Raw genomic sequence first — 18343 nt, 5'->3', positions numbered from 1 at the left:
ATAACTACAACGACGGTGCGCGCCCTGTGACCGGCTTGCACGGTCGGTATGGATGGTCGGTACAGCCGGAGAGAAGGAAGTGACAGAAGATTCAGTGGCGATGGCGTTGCTGTCAGAGGTCGGCGACGTCTTCGATGGCGTCGGTGAGTTCCTTGATGCTCTCGACATCGTGTTCGCCCATGTGACCGATGCGGAACGTCTTTTCACCGAGTTGTGAGCCGTACCCGTTCGAGAAGACCATGTCGTACTCCTCGGAGACCTGTTCTATCGTCGCGGCAACGTCGATGTCCTGCGTGTTCTCGATACAGGAGACCGTCTGAGAGCGATACCCCTCTTCAGCGAAGAGGTCGAAGTGCTCGCGGGCCCACTCGTGGACGTACTCGGTCATCTCCTCGTGGCGCTGGTCGCGGCCCTCGTGGGTCTCTTCGAGCATGTGCTTCATCTGCTTGCGGTAGGCCAGCATGACCGGGATGGCCGGCGTCGAGTGGGTCTGGCCCTTCCGGTCGTAGTAGTCCAGACAGCGCTGGAACCCGCCGTACCACGACGCGGAGTCCGTGTCCACTTCGCGGTCGTAGGCGTCGTCGCTGACGACACAGACCGCGAGGCCGGGCGGCATCGCGAAGGCCTTCTGCGTTGAAGCGAAGATGACGTCGATGCCGTGTTCGTCGATGTCGACGTAGTCGCCGCCGAGGGCGGAGACGGCGTCGACCACGAAGTAGGTGTCCGGATACTCCGCGACGACGTCGCCGATCTCCTCGATGGGATTGCGGACGCCGGTCGAGGACTCGTTCATGACGGTCGCGACCACGTCGTAGTGTTTATCGCTCTCTTCGAGTTCCTCGCGGATGTCCTCAGGTTTGATGGCCTGTCCCCACTCGTATTCCAGTCGGTCGACGTCCTTTCCGAGCCGTTCGGCGACGTTCGCGTGGCGCTCGCTGAAGCTCCCACAGGTCGGGACGAGGATGTTCTCGTCGACGAGGTTGAGCGTCGAGGCCTCCCAGAACTCGGTCCCGGAGGCCGTCAGGATGATGACGTCGTTGTTCGTACCGAGGAACTCCTTGGTGTCCTCGACGATGGTCGTATAGAGGTCGGTCATCCGGTCCATCCGGTGGCCGAACATCGGCTGGGCCATCTCGTCGATGACGTCTTCGCGGACCTCTGTCGGACCGGGGATGTACAGCGTCTTCTCGGGGTAGTCGTCTTTGTATTCGCGTTTTTCGGTCACGGGAGACACCTGTTGTACTCGGACTCGTAGCCCGAGGGCATGGTAGTTTTGATACCGTCGCGTCTGGCCGGCGATGGCTCCCGACGCGGCGACCGGTGTCCCTACGTGAGCCGTCGCACGGCGAACAGAACCACACCCGCGTACAGCGTCGGGCCGACCAGATCGAGCGCGCTGACGCCCGTGAATCCTCCGACAATAGCGGCGACCAGCCACAGCAAAACCGGCATGACGGCGAGCGCAGTACCGCCGTCACGAATCGCGTCGTCCACGCTCGGCTGTCGGGCCGCGTACGCCCCGATACTGACGGCGGCCGCGAGGTAAGCCCACGTCAGCCCCGCAGGGGCGACGATGGGCAGCGTTACCAGCGCGACGAACCCGAGTGCGACGCCGACGACGCGCGGGCCGTCCGCCCGACGCTGGAGAATCCGAGTTATTCCGTCGAACTCTCCGGCCTCTAGCGCCGCTTCGAGGTCGGCCACCGATGCATCGCCACCCGCGAGCTGCCCGCTGCTGGCGTCGGTAGGTGCCGCGAAGTCCTGCCCGCAGTGCATACACCAGGTCGCGGTGGCGCTGACCTTCTCCGAGCAGTGGGGACAGCGCGGATCGGCTCTCATCATGGTAACTCGGTATCGTATCGAGATAGCCGTTTGGGGGCAAACATTGAAATCACCTGCTTCGCATGAGTAGGGGTATGGACTGGGGCGCGCGGGCCGGAGGCCTGCTGTATGACGGCGAGAGCGTCGAGGAACAGGTCTCTCTCGACGGTAGCGGCGTTGTCGTGACGAGCCACCGCGTCCTCGTGTTCACGCCAGAACGCGAGGGACCCAATTTCCGACAGGTCGACCGTCCCAACGTCGACGGGGTCGACCGGCGGACCAGCGGCGAGAGCCGATTTCTCGAACACGGCCTGAAGGCGTTCGTCGCCGGGATCGCACTCGTCGTCGCGGGCCAACTGGTCAGCCTCGACAGTTTAGCCAGCGGCGTCTCGCTGGACAGCGGGGGTGCGGCCACGGCTCCCGGTCTGGGTGGGATGCTGGGCTTGCTTCAGACGATGCTCTCTCTCATGGCACGACTCGACGACCTCATGCTGCTGTTCGGCGGGCTGGCGCTGGCATTCGCGGCCGTCGCGCTCGGCGTCTACGCGTGGAGCCGCGAGCGACTGCTCGTCGTCGAGGTGGCCGGCGACGACGACGTGGAGCTGCCCCCGCCTGCCGACGACGGTGCGATAGACCGCCTCCGTGCGGCACTCTTGCCCGGCGACGCCCCGCCCGAAGCGGGACAAGCGACGCCGCCCATGGACGACCCGCTGGCGTGACGCTCGACTCGCCAGCGTGACGTTCAACTCCGCCGAGCCCCAACCACACCGCGATGGACACAGACGGCGTTCGAACGCGGGCCGGCGACCTCCCCCGAGAACCGGGCATCTACCAGTTCGAGGACGGCGAGGGCCGAGTGCTGTACGTCGGCAAGGCCGTCGATTTGCGGGACCGCGTTCGTTCCTACGGCGACCCTCGAAGCCAGCGTATCCGCAAGATGGTCGGGCGGGCCGACCGCATCGACTTCGCGGTCACCGATACGGAGACGCAGGCGCTCTTGCTCGAAGCCAACCTCATCAAGCGCCACCGGCCGCCGTACAACGTCCGCCTGAAAGACGACAAGTCCTACCCGCTCGTCCAGTTGACCGACCACGCCGTCCCACGAATCGAGGTGACGCGTGACCCCGAAGACGGCGCGACGGTGTACGGACCGTTCACCGACAAGGGCCGGGTCGAGACGGTCGTCAAAGCCCTTCGGGAGACCTACGGCCTGCGCGGCTGTTCGGACCACAAGTACAGCAACCGCGACCGGCCCTGTCTGGACTACGAGATGGGTATCTGCACCGCACCCTGCACCGGCGAGATCAGCGAGGCGGACTACGCGGCCGACGTGACGAGCGTCGAGCGATTTTTCGAGGGTGAAATCGGCGTGCTCGCCGATCCACTCCGGCGGGGAATGGACGCCGCTGCCGAGGACCAAGAGTTCGAGCGCGCGGCGAACCTCCGGGACAAACTCGACGCGGTCGAGGCGCTCCACGGCGAGGGCGATACGGCCGTCAGTGACGCCAGAGGCGCGGCCAGCACGGACGTTCTCGGAGCTGCCGTCGAAGGAAATAGGGCCGTCGTCGCACGACTGCACGCCGAGGGCGGGAAACTCGTCGAGCGCGAACGACACACGCTCGACGCACCCGAGGGCGAAGGAGCGGAAGGTGTCTATCGGGCCTTCATCGCGCAGTACTACGCCGAACGGGAGTTCCCCGACGAGATTCTCTGCGCCGAAGACCCCGCCGACCCCGACATCGAGGCGTGGCTCGAACGCGAGGGCGTCACGCTGCGGGTCCCCGGCGCGGGGCGCGAGGCGACGCTCGTGGATCTCGCGCTGAAGAACGCCCGACAACGCGGTGGCGTCAGCGACGAAGTCGGGGCGCTGGCCGACGCGCTGGGCATCGACCGCCCGAACCGCATCGAAGGGTTCGACGTGAGCCACGCCCAGGGCCGCAGCGTCGTCGGGTCGAACGTCCTCGCCGTCGACGGGTCGCCGGATAAGTCAGGCTACCGGCGGAAGAAACTCACCGAGCGCAACGACGACTACGCGAACATGCGCGAGCTGATTCGCTGGCGAGCGCTGCGCGCCGTCGAGGGACGCGACGACCGCCCCGACCCGGACCTGTTGCTCATCGACGGTGGCGAGGGTCAGTTGGGGGCCGCCCAGGACGCGCTGGCCGAAACTGGCTGGAACGTGCCCGTGGTCGCGCTGGCGAAAGACGAGGAGTTGGTCATCACGTCCGAGAGGGTATACGACTGGGCGGACGACGCCTCGCACCTCCACCTCCTCCAGCGAGTTCGCGACGAGGCCCACCGCTTTGCCGTCCAGTACCACCAGACCCTCCGCGACGAGATTTCGACGGCACTCGACGAGGTTCCCGGCGTCGGCCCGGCGACGCGAAAGCGTCTGTTGCGTCGCTTCGGCAGCGTCGACGGTGTCCGCGAGGCCTCGGCGGACGAACTGACCGCCGTCGACGGCATCGGCAAGCAGACTGCCGAGACGCTGCGGACGCGACTACGCTGATTCTATATCGCGTATGTTGATTTATCACCGGTAGAGCGCTGATTCGGCCCGAGCGGCGGGAGACGGCCGCACTCGTCGTTCAACCTGCGACTCAACGATTTTCGTGGGACCGAGATGGCTCCGAGCCTGCGAATGGACCGACAGCTATCGTCTCGCCGGCAGCCGTGGCCGCCGAGAGCGAGACCGTCAGCGTCGTCACCGCGACGGTTCCCGACAACGCATCGTTTCGAGTGTACTGGCGGCGTGCTACTGTGACGACGGGCGGGCGAGCGCCGCTGAAGGCGTGAGCAGGACGCCGAAGGGACGGCACCGACGTAGCGAAACACGCGTGAGGACGCGCGACGAGCGAAACGTGGACGCTACGACGCAAAACGTGACACCATCCATCATCGTTCGAGATCGGTCGAGACTGCTACTCGATACCGGCAGCAGCTATCGCCGCATATCGACGTGAGCGGAGCGTTCTCGCCGTCATCTCGTATCTCGACTACGACACTGAACTAACCTCGTTAAACTACTATCCGCGATATAGAATCTGCACCACGGCGTATCCCGCAGTCACAGATCGGACGCGAAAGACGGCTGTTCGTACTGCCTTCTCGGTGATCACGGAAATCGGCGTAGAGACCGCCCCCGTCGTGATCCCACGAATGCCGCGGATTCGCTTCGAGAGGCCAATGTGCTGGAGAATTCGCCGAATAGCAACGGCATAATAATGGGGATACCCGCACAACTCTTGTGCAATGACCGGATCGTTTCGCCTGCTCGTGGCCGACCCGGCGGCCAGAACACTGGAGACGGACACCGGAACGTGGGTCGTCGCCGGCATCGACGTGTCGAGTATCGAGAAAGTTCTTCGAGACGCCACGTCGATCGCCGAGGTCAAGCGAGACCTGCCGTCGGTCACCGAGGATGCCATCGCGGTCAACGTAGAGAACGATTCGGGGCGGACAGTCCACGCCTACCGGTCGGTCACCGGCGGCCACCGACTCTACTGGACGGAGACGAACGGCGAGTTCGTCCTCGCCGACCACTTCCGCAACGCGCTGGCCGAAGTCCCGGTCGAAGCGCGGACCGTCAGCGACGAAGTGATAATCGATCACCTGCTGTTTCGCGCGCCCGTCGGCGCGACGGGGTTCGTCGAAGAGGTCGACGGCGTCGAACAGGGCGAGTGGCGCACCTGGCACCTCGACAGTGGCGAGACGACTAGCGAGCGCGTCGGGACGCTCTCGACGCAGACGGAGACGCCGCCGTCACGAGCCCCCGCGGCCATCGAATCGACGTACGACGACTTGATGGCGACCGACGGGTTCGACGGCGACTCTATCAACCTCTATTCCGGGGGCGTGGACTCGACGCTCACCCAGACGTTCTTCGAGGACTCGACGATGCTGAACGCCGGCGTGGGCTCCGAAGAGTACGCCTACGAGGTCGAATACGCGCGCGAGGGGGCCGACCATTTCGACGCGCCGTTCGAACAGGAGATGATTCCCGAAGCGGCCGTCCTCGAACACTTAGAGGACAGCATCGACGCGACCGGGTCGCCCTCGTGCCCGCTACAGGTGCTGATGGTGAACGAAGCGCTCCGGCAGTACTCCGGACGGCGCTACGTGATGGCCGTCGGCGCGGACTCCATCTTCGGCAACACACCCATCAAGGGCCCGCGCTACGCCGACTGGGCCAGTCCGCTGCTGAACACGCCTATCTCCCGTAGTCTCGCTCGGTACGGGCCCGGACCGGTCGGCGGGTTCGTCGAGTGGATGGACGAACTCGACGCTCAGTTCGACCGCCCGGTCGACGACGCGGACTCGTACGCACACCAGTACGCGACGTACTCGAACCCCGACTACGCGAAGCGGCTGTTCGATCCCTCGCTCGTCGACGAACGTCTCGCCGCCCAGACGGAGTACGTGACCGAACGGGTGCCGCTCGACCCGTCCCACAGTCGGTTCGCTCGGCAGACCGAATGCCGACACATGAACCTCGTCTTCGGCCACCGGGTCGGCGCGCGCTGGCGACAGCTGGCGATGGCCTACGGGAACACGCTGACCAACCCCTTCGAGACCCAGAGTATGATCGAGACATCGCTGTCGGTCCCCGCCGAGCGGCGCTTCGTCTCCGGCCCCAGACACCTCTACGACGTCTCGGCGAAACACCACCTCAAGCAGCTGTTACGCGAGCGGCTACCGGCGTATCCCATCGAACAACCGAAGGGCGCTGGCGTGCTGCCGTACCAGCGGTACCTGAGATCGGGGCCGCTCTCGTCGGCGTTCGAGACGTACGCGCCGCCGTCGTTCGTCCCCAGCGACGAGCGCGAATCCATCATCGAAGGCAGTGGCCGACAGTCCTGGAACGTCCTCACCTACGCTATCTGGCGCGACCGAATCCTCGAAAACGCGGACCTCCCTCGTCTCTCGACGACGGAGGAACGCACGTGGACGGTTCCCGGACGAAGCGCTTCGCGGTCCTCCAGCGAAAGCGCGACGTGAACCTGAAAGACACAGGACACCGGGGAACGGGATTTGACGGGAGCACGAATCCGGCCGGAAAAGACCGGACGCGGTCGTCTGACGCCAGGTCATCAACTGATACAGAGACAGATTTTAATACCGTATCTTTCAAAGTCGGAGTCGAAACTGGGGCATCGGACGCCAGTCGCGCTCGAACGAGCCCAGCAGAACAAGGTGAGAAGATGTGAAGGGTCACGAAGAGAACGAATTGAGACCGACCGATCGACCGATCAGTGCTGTTTCCACAGCCGCGACACCGGACATGGTCGTCGAACACGACTTCGACGACCCACACAGCGAACTGACGGTGACGGTCGTCGACGCCGTTTCGAAGGCGGTCGGCGTCTCACCGGCCGACATCGTCCCTCGCGTGAACGACCACGTCGACCCGGACGCACTCGACCGGATCTTCCGACCGCGACCCGACGAATCGGGCCGAGAGGGCCGACTCATCTTCGAACTTGTGAACTGTCTCGTTGAGATTACCGGCGACGGGACGGTCCGAGTATACAACACGTAACACCTCGATTACGAACCAGTCTGAGCCAACGGTCGACGACGAGGCGGGGCTGTTTCCGGGCTTGTGGTCGGCGTGGGGTCGGTGTCCCCCCGATACATATATCGACCTGAGTGCGCCAGGTGAGAAGAATATATGCCAAACTGTTTCATGGGTGGAAGTGTATAGGGTACGTATGCACGAGAACGTGGAAAGGCGCTCCCTTTCCGCGGATCAGCCTCTCTCTGAATCCGTCGCCAGAGCCATCGCCGACGCCGAGGACATCGAACCGGCGCAGGTGGCGAGTCGGGTCTACGACGTCGTCGACCCCGACGCACTCGATCGGCTATTCCGGCCGGCGAACGACCAGACGCGGCGAGAGGACGCCCAACTGTTCTTCCGATTAGACGACTACGAAATCACCATTCAGGGCGGGGAACTCGTCGTCGTCCGACCCGCTCGACCCGCAGAGTCACTGAAACAGGACTGAATCAGCGGTTCGAGTCCCGACGGGTCGAGACGAGACCACTACCCGAGAGACATCGGTACTGCAGAGTTCTAAACGGCAAAACGGACACAGCGGCGGCAGCGTCGCCCGATAGCAGCAGGGCACAGCGACTTCGATCGGCCGCTCAGGACTGCTGTAGCTTGAGGATGTCCGAAGGCGTGGCGACTTCGAGTTTGCCCTGGCTCTTCCAGTCCTCGATAATATCCAGCAGGTGGTTGAGGTGTTCCTTGTCGACGTCCTGCTCTTTGCCGATGTTGGCGAAGTTGACGACGGTGAGTTGGTTGTACTTCGCCGCGAGATTTATCATCCGGGCCGCGCCGTTAAGGTCGCCTCCGTTGACTGTGGAGACGGCCGAAGTGCCCACTGGCGGGAGAGCGTTCGGTCCCGCGCCGTAGGCGAAGCCGTACTCGTGGAACTCGTCGACGAGGTCGAGCGTCGTCTCGTTGAAGCTTCCGTACGGGATGGACATGAACCGCATCCCCTTTCGGAACCCTTTCAGACGGAGGTACTCCTTTGCCTGCTTGATGGTACGGCGCTGTTCGTCTTCGGAGAGTTCCGGCAAGGGCGTCCCGATGTGCGGCGAGGAGACCACGTCCCAGCCAGCGCCCTGCATTTCGCGGAGTTCGCCGGTGCTGAGTGCGCCACTGCTGTTGATCCGGTCGGGGACCGCAGCGACCATCGCGGGTATGTCGCGCTTCTTGAGTTCCTGAAACGCCACGTCGTACTGAGAGGCATGCGTGTCGCTAAAGGAGAGCATGACGCGGCCCTTGTCGGTCGACTTCTTGTGCTTGCGCAGGTCGTCGACGACGAAGTTGATGGGTTCACCGTCCGAGAGGACGACGATGCGGAGCTCTTGGACGCTCTTCAGTATGGGGTCGCCCCGAAGGCCGGTGTAGCCAAGGTCGACGCGCATCCAGCCGTCCATGGCGTCTGGGATGTAGCGCCGGCAGACGAGGTGGTCGCTTCGGGCGGGCGCGATGACTTCCATCGCGAGCTTGCCCGGGCTGGGTTTTTCCATCTTCACCGCAATCGAGAGGTTGTTCTTCGTGAGGTCGAGGCCGTCCGGGTAGGCCTTGTACATCCCCGCGCCGCCCCCGGAGGGGTTCTGGATGCGGACGGACTGGCTGCCGCGGAAGACGTCTTCGGTCTCCGCGGAAACGTCGCCTTGAATCGTCCCCCAGTACTCGAGATTCTCGAAGTCGTCGAGGACCTTCCCGCGGTCCGTGTAGTCGCGCTGTTGGGAGGGCGTCCCCGTCTCCTCGGGCGTCCCCGTCTCCTCGGGCGTCCCGGTCCCGTTCTCCGTCTGCGTCTGAGCTGGAGTTGCCGTCCCGTCGCTTTCGGGCGTCTGCGTGTCTGATTGGCCGGAATCTCCGAGGGCACCGCATCCTGCGAACGCAGCGGCACCCGCTGCGGTTGTCGTGAGGAACGCGCGGCGGTTGGAGTTGCGTTTCATCTCGCTTCTCCCTTGTTTCTGTCGTCCCTTTACATTGAAGTTGCTAAAGTGCTATTAGACCGGACATAAGCTCGTTTCGCGCCATTTTGTGGATTCGGTGAAACCGCAGGACGAAGCGGGCATAGATCGTGAAATCGTTGTGGGAGAGTGACCCACATACAGTATCAGATATTATTCAATAATCGGCATCACGGCCGGAGAAAGGGTGGGAGCGGCGGGCTGGGCGGCGTGTGAGTCCGTCGATTCAGGGCATCCCGCTTCGGACGGCACAGGAGAGGAGAACGAGCGCGAACACCATGACGGTAAGCCACTGCCCCGTCGGTGACTGTACCAGTACTAGGAGGTCGTAAGCCAGCGCGGGTTGTGTGACGCGCTCGATGGCGATCGTTATCAGGAGGAGGCCGGTGACACCGGCGACGAGGCGAACGGCGAGTTCGACCGGATGTTCGCTCGCCGCGTGGCGAAACCGCGTCGAACGAGCGGAAAGCGACGACGCCTGCCCATGAATTTCGTCCCCTTCGATGTGGTTGTCACCCCCGTACTCGCGGTTCGATCGGTTAGTCCGATTCGCATCGCGCATGTGTGTTGGTTCTCACTCTAGGTGCATAATTACGACACCGTTAAACGGAGTCTCGATCGCTCGTCGAGCGACGAATAAACCGCTTAGGTTGGCGATAATAAGGCTTCTCGACCGTAATCCGGGAATATGGACCCAACTGCGGTTCGAGCGCAGTGTACAACGCTGCTGGAGGAAGTGAGCCGTGCAGTCATCGTCGACGACGAGGTGTTACGGACGATTCTCGCAGGGTTTCAGGCCGGTGGCCACGTCCTCTTAGAGGACGCGCCGGGGACCGGAAAGACCCTGACCGCGCGATGTTTCGCGACGGCGCTCGGGCTGTCGTACTCTCGAATTCAGTTCACGCCCGACCTCCTTCCCTCCGACGTGACCGGCACCCACGTCTACAAAGAGGCCGACGGCGACTTCGAGTTCCAGCCGGGACCGGTCTTCGCTAACGTCGTGCTGGCCGACGAGATCAATCGCGCGTCGCCGAAGACCCAAGCGGCGCTGCTCGAAGCGATGGAGGAGGGGCAAGTGACTGTCGACGGCGAGACCCATCTGCTTCCGGAGCCGTTTTTCGTCATCGCCACACAGAATCCCGTCGAACAGGAAGGGACGTTCCCGCTGCCGGAGGCTCAGAAAGACCGCTTCGTCGTGAAGACGAGTCTGGGCTTCCCCGGGATGGAAGGCGAACTCGAACTCATCGACCGGCGGGCCTCCCGGACGAAGCAGGCCCCTTCCGTCGAGCCCGTCTGTGACGGTGACGACGTGCGGCGACTTAGGACGGCCCCCGAAGCAGTCCACGTCGAGGACGACGTGCGCCGCTACATCGCCACGCTCACCCGGGCGACGCGGACCGACGACCGAGTCGACGGCGGCGTCTCACCGCGGGGCACCCAACGGCTGTTCGAGGCCGCCCGTGCCGTCGCGGTCGGCGACGGCCGGGAGTACGTCACGCCGGAGGACGTGAAGTTCGTCGCGGCACCGGTGCTGGCCCACCGGCTCGTGTTGACGGCCGACGCCCGGGTCGACAGCGTCGAGAAGGCAGACGTAGTCGCGGATATCACCGAGGAGACGCAGGTGCCGACGGTCAATTATACAGCGCCAGCGTCAGCAACAGCCCCGAACCGAGCAGACTAGCGAGCACGGGAAGCGAGAGCCCAGTCACGTCGGCGTGAACGATAACCTGCACGGCGGCGATGGCACCACCACCGACGGCCGCTGTCCCGCCCGCGTGCGTCAGTTCGACCCCCCTCGTTTTCGCTTCGCGACCGACCTGTTCGCCGAGGTTCACGGCCTGTTCCGCGAGGTCCCACGCGAGTACCGTCCCGACGCCTGCGACGAGCAGCCCAGTCGTGCCGGTCCCGTACACCGCGGCGCTGGCGACCACCGAGACCAACAGCAGCCCCGTTCCGAGCGAGATGAGCGGCCGCTCGCGCCCCTCCCAGACCGGGCTGAGCGCGAGGACGAGGACGAACAGCCCGACCAGTCCGGGATACAGTTCGACACTGTTGCTGAACGACGCGATTCGCGCACTGCCGAGCGCCAGCGCCCCGGCGACACCGGCCGTCCCCAGCGAGGCGAGCGCGAGCGCCGCCGGAACGTGGCCGCGCCGACGCAGTTCGAGACCGAGCGCCAGCGGGACGAGAGCGACCAACACCACGCCGAGCGTGAGCCGCTGGGCCGGCGTCGTCCCGACCAGCGCGAGCGCGGCCGCGCCGACGAGCACCGACAGCACCGCGCTCAAGTGGGTAGGGCGGTGTGTCGTCACGCCGACCACCGCCCCTGTGCTCGGACGAGCGCCGCGCCGTAGGGCTGGTCGGGCGTCCACTCGACGGTTCGGACGCCGCTCTCGCGTAAGGAGTCCAACCGCCTCGACCGCTCGAACTCCGCGAGGCGGCCGCCGGTGCTTTCGTCGTTGGTCACGTCCGGCGAGATCACCGTTACCGCGTGGCCGTTAGCCTCCAGTCGGAGGCACGCCTCGGCGATGGCGTCGTCGGGCAACGGCGAGAACAACACGACCTGCGTGTCGCCGCGCAGTCGCTTCCGGAGTTCGGCCACCTGTTCGAACAGCGTCTCGGCCGTCGTCGGCTCGCCCGGACGGTGGACCGACAGCGTCGGGTGAGACGCGAGCAGGTTCCGCCCGCGGGCGGTCTGCTCGGTCCCCGCTCCCGGCGGAAGCCAGCAGAAGTCGGTGCCGAACCCGGCGAGACCGACCTGGTTGGCAGTCTCCACCAGCGCGCCGAAGGTCTGTTCGATCGCGCCCAGACAGTGAGAGACTGCGTGGGGCTCTCCGGGTGCGCGAGTTCGGTAGGCGGCCTCGCGGCCGTCGAGACAGAGGACCACCGAGGTCGCACGCTCCTCGCGGTACTCGGCGGTCGCCAGTTCGCCGGTCCGGGCGAAGCGCCGCCAGTCGACGCGGCTCAGCGGGTCGCCCTCGCGGTAGTCGCGGGTGCGGTGGAATTCGATGCCGCTACCGCCCTCGTCGGTGACGAGGTTGCCGACCCGCTGGCCGGTCTGTCGTCGGAGCGGAACCGCCGGTACCGACGACTCGCAGGCGAGGCTCGTGTCGGTGCCGACGGTGGTCTCGACCTCGTTCGCCCCCGCGATATCGCGGGCGATGACCGACGCCGCCTCGAAACGGTGGACGCCGCGGGTCGCGCGGACAGTGTAGGAGAACGTCGTCGAGGCCCCGGGCCGCAGGACCGCCGTGTGCCGCGGCGTTCCCTCGACGACCGACAGCATCGGCGGAACGCCGTCGACGATGCGACAGTCGGTAAGCGTCGATTCGCCGGTGTTGTGGACCGTCACTGTGACCGCAACCGGGTCGCCGTCGGCGGGCTCGTCCGCGTCAGTGGCCCGTTCGATATCCAGCGAGACGGTCGGCGGGCGCGTCAGTCGCGGGTACACCGTGAGAGCGACCCCGACGGCCGAGAGCAGGAGGAGCGAGGGTCGCTTGAGGAGGACGCCAGCCGCGCCGGCGAGCAACGCGACGCTGACGACGCCGCGCCATCGGGTAGTCGTCCGAACAGTAGTCATCTCGCTGCCTCCGCCTTGGCCACGACCGCTTCGGCGGTTCGGCGCGCGCCGCGCTGGAACCACGTCTCGCCGTCGGCCGCCGCCCGGAGCCGAGAGCGAACCGGCGGCGAGACTGAGGCCCCGAGGAAGGCCGCCGCGTCGGGGTCGTCGATCCAGTCGCCTGCCGCAATTCGGCGTCGGGCCTCCGTCCGGCGACAGCTCTCGGCGGCGAGTTCGGCACGAATCGCGTTCTCGCGGAGGCGCTCGCGGACTGTCTCACGGCGGTCAGAGAACAGCCGAGCGCGTAGGCCGACCTCGCCGTCAATCGTCTCGTCGAAGTCGCTCCCGAAGCGGGGCGCACGCTCGACGGTCTCGGGTCGGGGCGGCGTCGCCTGTTCTACGTTCGAGACCGCCCGGCCGCCCAGTACCGCCGCGACTAACACGAGCGCGGCGATGCCGAACGCCGCGACGAAGAGGTAGTCGTTGCCCAGCGCCGCGACGGCGGCGTCGGTCGGCACGGCGGCGACGAGTCCGGGGTCGAGGACGAGGAGGCAAGCGGCAGCGAGGACGACCGAACCGGCCGCCGCGAGGGCGCTGCGGGCGACGTTCACGCCGACTCCCTTCCAAGGTCGAGACGGGCGAGGGACTCGCGCGCCCGCCGTTCGTGGTCCGGCGTCGGTCCTGACTCGGCGTAGCGCACCTCGCGGAACGTCTCTGTGAGCCGCCCGACGGCCTCGGGGTCGAGTCCGGCCTCGACCGCCTGCCTGCGACACTCGTCGGCCGTCTTCGCCCACGGTCGGTCGATATCGAGGTACGTGACCATCGCGTACCAGGCGCGGTGGACGTCGTCGCCGAACTGCCCGTCGTCCCACGGCCCGGCGACCGTGTCGGACTCCCCGGTGCGGCCGTCGCCACCGTCGGGGACGAACGCGAGCGCGAGCGCCGCGATCCGGGTGCGGTAGCGATAGGCGAGCGCGAGGATAGTCCCGGCGGCGAACGCCGCGAGCGCGTACGGTAAGATGACCTTCAACAGTTCGAGCAACTGTTCTACGAGCGAGGGCGTCGAGTCGGTCGACGTCGCTTCGAACCGGCTCGCCGCGCCACCCGAGGATCCGCCGTCCCCGCTCGAAGCGCCGCTACCGGCCGGCTGTTGGCGCTGTTCTCGGGCATTCGAACGCTCTTGCTGTTCGACCCGCTGTTTGTTCGCTTCGATGTCGTCGTCGATGGTCTCGGCCGACTTCTGTCCGACCGGCTGTGAGTCGAAGTCCATGTCGAGGACGTCCGACGGCGTGCTCGATACCGTGCTGTCCAGGGTCGTCCCCGCGACGCCCAGCGTGGCCATACAGAGCGCGGCGACGGCCACCGAGAGGAGCTGGTCTCGGTCCATTGTCACCCGCCTGCGTGGGGAGCACTGCAGTTCATCGTCTGTTGACATTCTGTAACGTACCTGACTGGTTAGTTATGCAGGCGCTAAGCGGGGAATCGCGCCGTCTGGTGGTTCCGGCTCGCTCCAGGTTCGTACGCCCCGGTTTCGGCCGGCGTTCACTTAGCTCGCGTATAATAACACGGTCAGGGAAAGAAGGACGCGACAAGAGCAATGCAAGTCGTCATATTGGCCGCCGGAGAAGGGACGCGGATGCGGCCGCTGACAGCACAGCGGCCCAAGCCGATGCTCACCGTCGGCGGGAAACCGCTGGTCGAGCATGTCGCTCGGACTGCCGTCTCGGCCGGCGCTGACGAGGTAATCGTCGTCGTGGGCTACGAGGGAGCGCAGGTGAAATCTCACCTCGGTGACCGCGTCGACGGCGCGCCGATCCGCTACGCACGACAGCGAGAGCAACAGGGCACGGCCGACGCCGTCGTGGCCGCACGGGAACACCTCGACGGTCCGTTCGCCGTACTCAACGGCGACAACGTCTACGAACCCGACGCGCTCGCACGCCTTTTCGAGAGCGCGCCGTCGATCGCCTGCACGCGTGTCGAAACGCCGTCGAATTACGGCGTCGTGATGACCGACGACGGGACGGTCAGCAGTCTCATAGAGAAGCCCACCCAGCCGCCGAGTGACCTCGTCAACGCCGGGGCGTACGTTTTCCCCGCCGCCGCCCGCGAGGCGCTCAACGTGACCGAGAGCGAACGGGGCGAGCGCGAGCTCACCGACGCGCTCAACCACGTCATCGACGAGCACGACGTCACGCCCGTCGTCATCGACGACTGGCTGGACGTCGGCCGTCCGTGGGAACTGCTGGAAGCCAACGAGCGACACGTCGGTCGGCGGCGTCGCAGTCTCGACGGCGACGTCCACGCGGATGCGACCATCGAGGGCGACGTGGTCGTCGAGCCGGGCGCGACCGTCGCTCGGGACGCGACGGTGACGGGCCCGGTCGTCGTCGAATCGAGTGCTACCGTCGGCCCGGCAGCGACCGTTCGCGGGCCGACACTACTGGGACGTGACACCGAAATCGGCGGCGACGCGGTGATCGAAAACAGCGTTCTCATGGCCGGGACGACCGTCGGCCGCGACTCGACTGTCCGCGACAGCGTCTTCGGGACTGACTGCCAGCTAGGTGCCGAAACAGCCGTCCGGAACGGCAGCGACGATGACGACCCGGTCGAACTCACGGTGAAAGGCGACCGGGTCTCGACCGGTCGAGCGGCCTTCGGCGTCGTCCTCGGCGACGGCGTCCAGACCGGCGCGGACACGACGCTCGACGCGGGCGTGAAGCTCTCGACCGGAACGATAATCGAACCGAAGGAACGGGTTCGCTGTGACCGCTGAGATAGCCACGGTATCGAGACCGAACACGACACACCCGGAGGGCTAACGGTGGAGCGAAACACATTCACCGCATTCCTCTCGGTAGCCGGTTCGCGCCTCGCGATCATCTTCGTTTCCATCTTCATCACGCCGCTGCTGTTCCGTCTGCTCGGCGCGGGGACCTACGGGGAGTGGGGGACGGTGATGGCCGTCTTCGGCCTGCTGATGATACTGGTCAGTGCCGGTATCAACGGCGGGTCCAGAAAGTTCCTCTCAGAGACCCGTGAGGACCCACACTGGGAAGAACACGTCTTCTCGTACTTCTTCCGGCTCGCCACGATGCTGGCTGCCGTCGCCGCCGGTGCGCTCGTCCTCGCGGCCAGGAGCGGGCTCGTCGCCAGCGCGCTCGGCCCGGAGTACACCGGGTACTTCTACCTGCTCGCGGTGCTCGCCGTCGTTGCACAGTTCCGCTCGTACGTCCGCCGAGCACTCATGGGGCTGAAGCTCGAACATCTCTCCGAGCCGATTCGGGTGGCTCACAAGGTGCTCTTCGGCGTGTTTGCCATCGCGTTCGCGTGGTTTGGCTACGGCGTCGAGGGCGTCCTCATGGGAGAGATACTCGCTAGCGGGAGCGTCATCGTCATCGCAAGCGTCGCGGTGGCCCGCGAACTCTCAATAAAACACGTCCTCGAACCGCTCCCCTCCGACTTCCCGAAGTGGGAGCTGGCGAGTTTTAACCACAACTCCATCGTCTATCACTTCCTCATGCAGTCGCTCATCCACGTGGACGTCCTGATGCTCGAGTACTTCCTCGCCGATAGCAGCACCGTCGGCGTCTACAAGGGAGCGCTCGTCATCGTCCAACTCCTGTGGATACTGCCGCGGTCGGTCCAGAGCGTGATGGTCCAGGCCGTCTCGGACTACTGGGCCAACGACCGCATCGAGAAGATCAACGCGATCTCACACCGCGTCGTCCGCTACACGACGCTCCTATCCCTGTTGCTGTCTATCGGACTCGCAGCGCTCGCGTACGATTTCGTCCCGCTGTATCTCGGTGATGAAGGACAGGCGGCCGTCGAACCGCTCCTGCTGTTGATCCCGGGGACGCTGTTCTACGCCGTCGGCCGACCCGTCTTCGCCATCAGCTACGCCAAAGGCGAGATGCGGATACTGATACTCGTGACCGGGATCGCTGCGGGGCTGAACTTCGTCCTGAACATGGTGCTCATCCCGATGTACGGGATGTACGGGGCAGCCGTCGCCACGACTACCGGCTACGCCGCGCTCCCGCTTGCCCACGTCTTCGGCGCTCGCGCACTGGGGTACGAACCGTTCGGTGACTTCCGCGGCGCTCGGGTGCTGGCGACGACGCTCATCGGGGCCGCGCCCATCGTCGGGCTCTCGCTCCTCATCCAGAACACGTATCTAGCGCTGGCGGTCGTCCCGCCCGTCGGGCTGCTCGTCTTCGGCATGGCGACGGTTCTGACCGGCGCGATGCACCTCTCGGAGGTCGTCGACTTGCTCGACTCGCTGCCGGAACCGGTCAGCCGGTTCGGCCAGTACATCGAGCCCTACGCCGAGGAGAACCGCTCGGGACTGGCCGCGCTGCAGGCGTATCTGAGCGCGCGATAACGACGAGACAGACCGTGTAACCCTCGCCGAATTTTTTCACCGGTCTCGATGCGCGGTCGTCTGGAGCCAGTCTGTCACCGCTCGAACGGCGACCGTCCCCAAGCGCTCAGAAGAACAGGGCCGGAATCGTGTTCCGGAAGATGTTGAGCGTGATGACGAAGAGGAGGGCGACGACGAACCAGTTGAACGTCTCCTCGTCGAACTCCAGCCGTCGCAAGTACGTCCCCAGAAGCAGCCCGACGACGGTGACGACGGCGATGACCGAACCCAGCCAGAGTCGATAGGTCGTCATGAGGTCGGTGAAAAAGACCATCTGCAGGATTCGGACGGTGAAGATCGTCGCGAGCACCATCGACAACCCGCCGATGTAGCGGTCGACGTCGCGCTCGAAGGTGTGGAAGTACGCGGGCAAGAGCGGTCCGAGGTTGGCAACGGCGAGCAGGAACCCTTCGAGGAACCCGGTGACACTGAGTGCAACCGGGTGGTGGGCACCCTCGATAGTCACGAAGTTCTGAAAGACCTGAAAGAGGACGTAGCCGAAGATAACGAGACCGATGAGGAACGGGACGATCGGGCCGGTACTGAACTCCGCGAGGAAGGTGACGCCGACGACAGCCCCGACGACGGCGAGCGACAACAGCGCCCACTCCCGGCGAACGAATTCGAGTCCGGTGTCGGTCTCGCCGACCTGAAACATGTTTATCATCCACGGTGGGATCGCGAGGACGACCACCGCGAGCGTCGGGTCGATGACGGATGCGAAGATGGGCGTCGTGATGAGCGAGTATCCAAAGCCGATCATCCCCTTGACCGCGCCAGCGCCGACGGCGACGACGACGAACAGGGCGAGCAACGTCCCCGAGACGTTCGACTGGAGTCCCTGGGTGACGTTCTCGACGCCCGGGAAGAAAACGACCGACCCGGCGACGACGGCCAGCGTCGCAGAGACCATCATCAGCTCCCGGTAGCGAAACGCTCGGAGATTGGCGATGAACTGCCTGGCGTCGACGCCTGTATTTTGCGTGCTCACGACCACTTCGCCCCCAGATACCGAGTACTCATATCTGTCGACGCTACGG

The 18343-nt window shown here is 65.3% G+C and carries 18 protein-coding genes; 9 read left to right on the top strand and 9 right to left on the bottom strand.

Annotation, left to right across the window (positions count from 1 at the left end; translation table 11 throughout):
* Positions 1-112: 112 nt before the first annotated feature.
* Together E4S61_RS09400 and E4S61_RS09395 are read right to left on the bottom strand one after the other, a co-directional pair.
* Positions 113-1225, bottom strand: coding sequence for a pyridoxal-phosphate-dependent aminotransferase family protein (locus tag E4S61_RS09400; protein WP_135303681.1), 1113 nt, complete (start codon positions 1223-1225; stop codon positions 113-115).
* Positions 1226-1326: 101 nt separating this feature from the next.
* On the bottom strand, positions 1327-1839 hold the full coding sequence (locus tag E4S61_RS09395; protein WP_135303680.1) for a zinc ribbon domain-containing protein: 513 nt from the start codon (positions 1837-1839) through the stop codon (positions 1327-1329).
* A gap of 77 nt (positions 1840-1916) precedes the next feature.
* Here E4S61_RS09395 and E4S61_RS09390 point away from each other — a divergent pair, with 77 nt between their 5' ends.
* The 6 genes from E4S61_RS09390 to E4S61_RS09370 all read left to right on the top strand — a co-directional run bounded on the left by E4S61_RS09390 (position 1917) and on the right by E4S61_RS09370 (position 7826).
* Positions 1917-2540 carry a hypothetical protein gene (locus tag E4S61_RS09390; protein ID WP_135303679.1) on the top strand — a complete coding sequence of 208 codons (624 nt, stop codon included), beginning with the start codon at positions 1917-1919 and terminating at the stop codon, positions 2538-2540.
* Positions 2541-2593: 53 nt separating this feature from the next.
* The gene (locus tag E4S61_RS09385) at positions 2594-4330 is read left to right on the top strand and encodes an excinuclease ABC subunit C (protein WP_135303678.1); all 1737 of its coding nucleotides are present in this window, start codon (positions 2594-2596) and stop codon (positions 4328-4330) included.
* Between the two features lie 164 nt (positions 4331-4494).
* Complete coding sequence (locus E4S61_RS26505; RefSeq protein ID WP_280663802.1) at positions 4495-4617, top strand: hypothetical protein; 123 nt, start codon at positions 4495-4497, stop codon at positions 4615-4617.
* Positions 4618-5073: 456 nt separating this feature from the next.
* Complete coding sequence (locus tag E4S61_RS09380; RefSeq protein ID WP_135303677.1) at positions 5074-6819, top strand: asparagine synthase-related protein; 1746 nt, start codon at positions 5074-5076, stop codon at positions 6817-6819.
* A 283-nt stretch (positions 6820-7102) separates the two neighbouring features.
* Entirely contained in the window at positions 7103-7360 is a 258-nt protein-coding gene (locus E4S61_RS09375; RefSeq protein WP_135303676.1) for a HalOD1 output domain-containing protein, read from the top strand.
* Between the two features lie 172 nt (positions 7361-7532).
* Positions 7533-7826 (top strand): HalOD1 output domain-containing protein, encoded by a 294-nt coding sequence (locus E4S61_RS09370; RefSeq protein ID WP_135303675.1) that lies wholly within the window; start codon positions 7533-7535, stop codon positions 7824-7826.
* Positions 7827-7968: 142 nt separating this feature from the next.
* Here the strand turns inward: E4S61_RS09370 and E4S61_RS09365 are convergent, their stop codons facing one another.
* Together E4S61_RS09365 and E4S61_RS09360 are read right to left on the bottom strand one after the other, a co-directional pair.
* Positions 7969-9297, bottom strand: a complete 1329-nt coding sequence (locus E4S61_RS09365) for a polysaccharide deacetylase family protein (RefSeq protein WP_135303674.1) — start codon at positions 9295-9297, stop codon at positions 7969-7971.
* 244 nt (positions 9298-9541) lie between these two features.
* Positions 9542-9877 carry a hypothetical protein gene (locus E4S61_RS09360; protein WP_135303673.1) on the bottom strand — a complete coding sequence of 112 codons (336 nt, stop codon included), beginning with the start codon at positions 9875-9877 and terminating at the stop codon, positions 9542-9544.
* A gap of 126 nt (positions 9878-10003) precedes the next feature.
* Here E4S61_RS09360 and E4S61_RS09355 point away from each other — a divergent pair, with 126 nt between their 5' ends.
* Positions 10004-10996 (top strand): AAA family ATPase, encoded by a 993-nt coding sequence (locus E4S61_RS09355; RefSeq protein WP_135303672.1) that lies wholly within the window; start codon positions 10004-10006, stop codon positions 10994-10996.
* On the opposite strand, the gene E4S61_RS09350 is transcribed toward E4S61_RS09355, so the two are convergent.
* From E4S61_RS09350 to E4S61_RS09335, 4 genes are read right to left on the bottom strand one after another with little or no spacing between them, the layout of a single operon-like run.
* On the bottom strand, positions 10947-11627 hold the full coding sequence (locus E4S61_RS09350) for a DUF7519 family protein (RefSeq protein WP_135303671.1): 681 nt from the start codon (positions 11625-11627) through the stop codon (positions 10947-10949). The genes E4S61_RS09355 and E4S61_RS09350 overlap by 50 nt on opposite strands.
* Positions 11624-12895, bottom strand: coding sequence for a DUF58 domain-containing protein (locus E4S61_RS09345; protein ID WP_135303670.1), 1272 nt, complete (start codon positions 12893-12895; stop codon positions 11624-11626). Before E4S61_RS09345 ends, E4S61_RS09350 begins: the two co-directional genes overlap by 4 nt.
* Entirely contained in the window at positions 12892-13485 is a 594-nt protein-coding gene (locus E4S61_RS09340) for a DUF7269 family protein (RefSeq protein ID WP_135303669.1), read from the bottom strand. Before E4S61_RS09340 ends, E4S61_RS09345 begins: the two co-directional genes overlap by 4 nt.
* Positions 13482-14261, bottom strand: a complete 780-nt coding sequence (locus E4S61_RS09335) for a DUF4129 domain-containing protein (RefSeq protein WP_167768458.1) — start codon at positions 14259-14261, stop codon at positions 13482-13484. The genes E4S61_RS09340 and E4S61_RS09335 overlap by 4 nt, the downstream gene beginning before the upstream one ends.
* Before the next feature lie 210 nt (positions 14262-14471).
* On the opposite strand from E4S61_RS09335, the gene glmU reads away from it, so the two are divergent.
* Together glmU and E4S61_RS09325 are read left to right on the top strand one after the other, a co-directional pair.
* Positions 14472-15653 (top strand): bifunctional sugar-1-phosphate nucleotidylyltransferase/acetyltransferase, encoded by a 1182-nt coding sequence (gene glmU, locus E4S61_RS09330; protein WP_135303667.1) that lies wholly within the window; start codon positions 14472-14474, stop codon positions 15651-15653.
* Positions 15654-15701: 48 nt separating this feature from the next.
* The gene (locus tag E4S61_RS09325) at positions 15702-17264 is read left to right on the top strand and encodes a lipopolysaccharide biosynthesis protein (protein ID WP_135303666.1); all 1563 of its coding nucleotides are present in this window, start codon (positions 15702-15704) and stop codon (positions 17262-17264) included.
* A 106-nt stretch (positions 17265-17370) separates the two neighbouring features.
* On the opposite strand, the gene E4S61_RS09320 is transcribed toward E4S61_RS09325, so the two are convergent.
* Positions 17371-18294, bottom strand: a complete 924-nt coding sequence (locus tag E4S61_RS09320) for a TSUP family transporter (protein ID WP_135303665.1) — start codon at positions 18292-18294, stop codon at positions 17371-17373.
* Positions 18295-18343: the final 49 nt, after the last annotated feature.

It is taken from the genome of Haloarcula amylovorans (genome assembly GCF_004681185.1).
Lineage (GTDB): Archaea > Halobacteriota > Halobacteria > Halobacteriales > Haloarculaceae > Haloarcula > Haloarcula amylovorans.
Note: the sequence above shows the minus strand (reverse complement) of the source record. Positions and strands in the feature narration are given on the sequence as shown.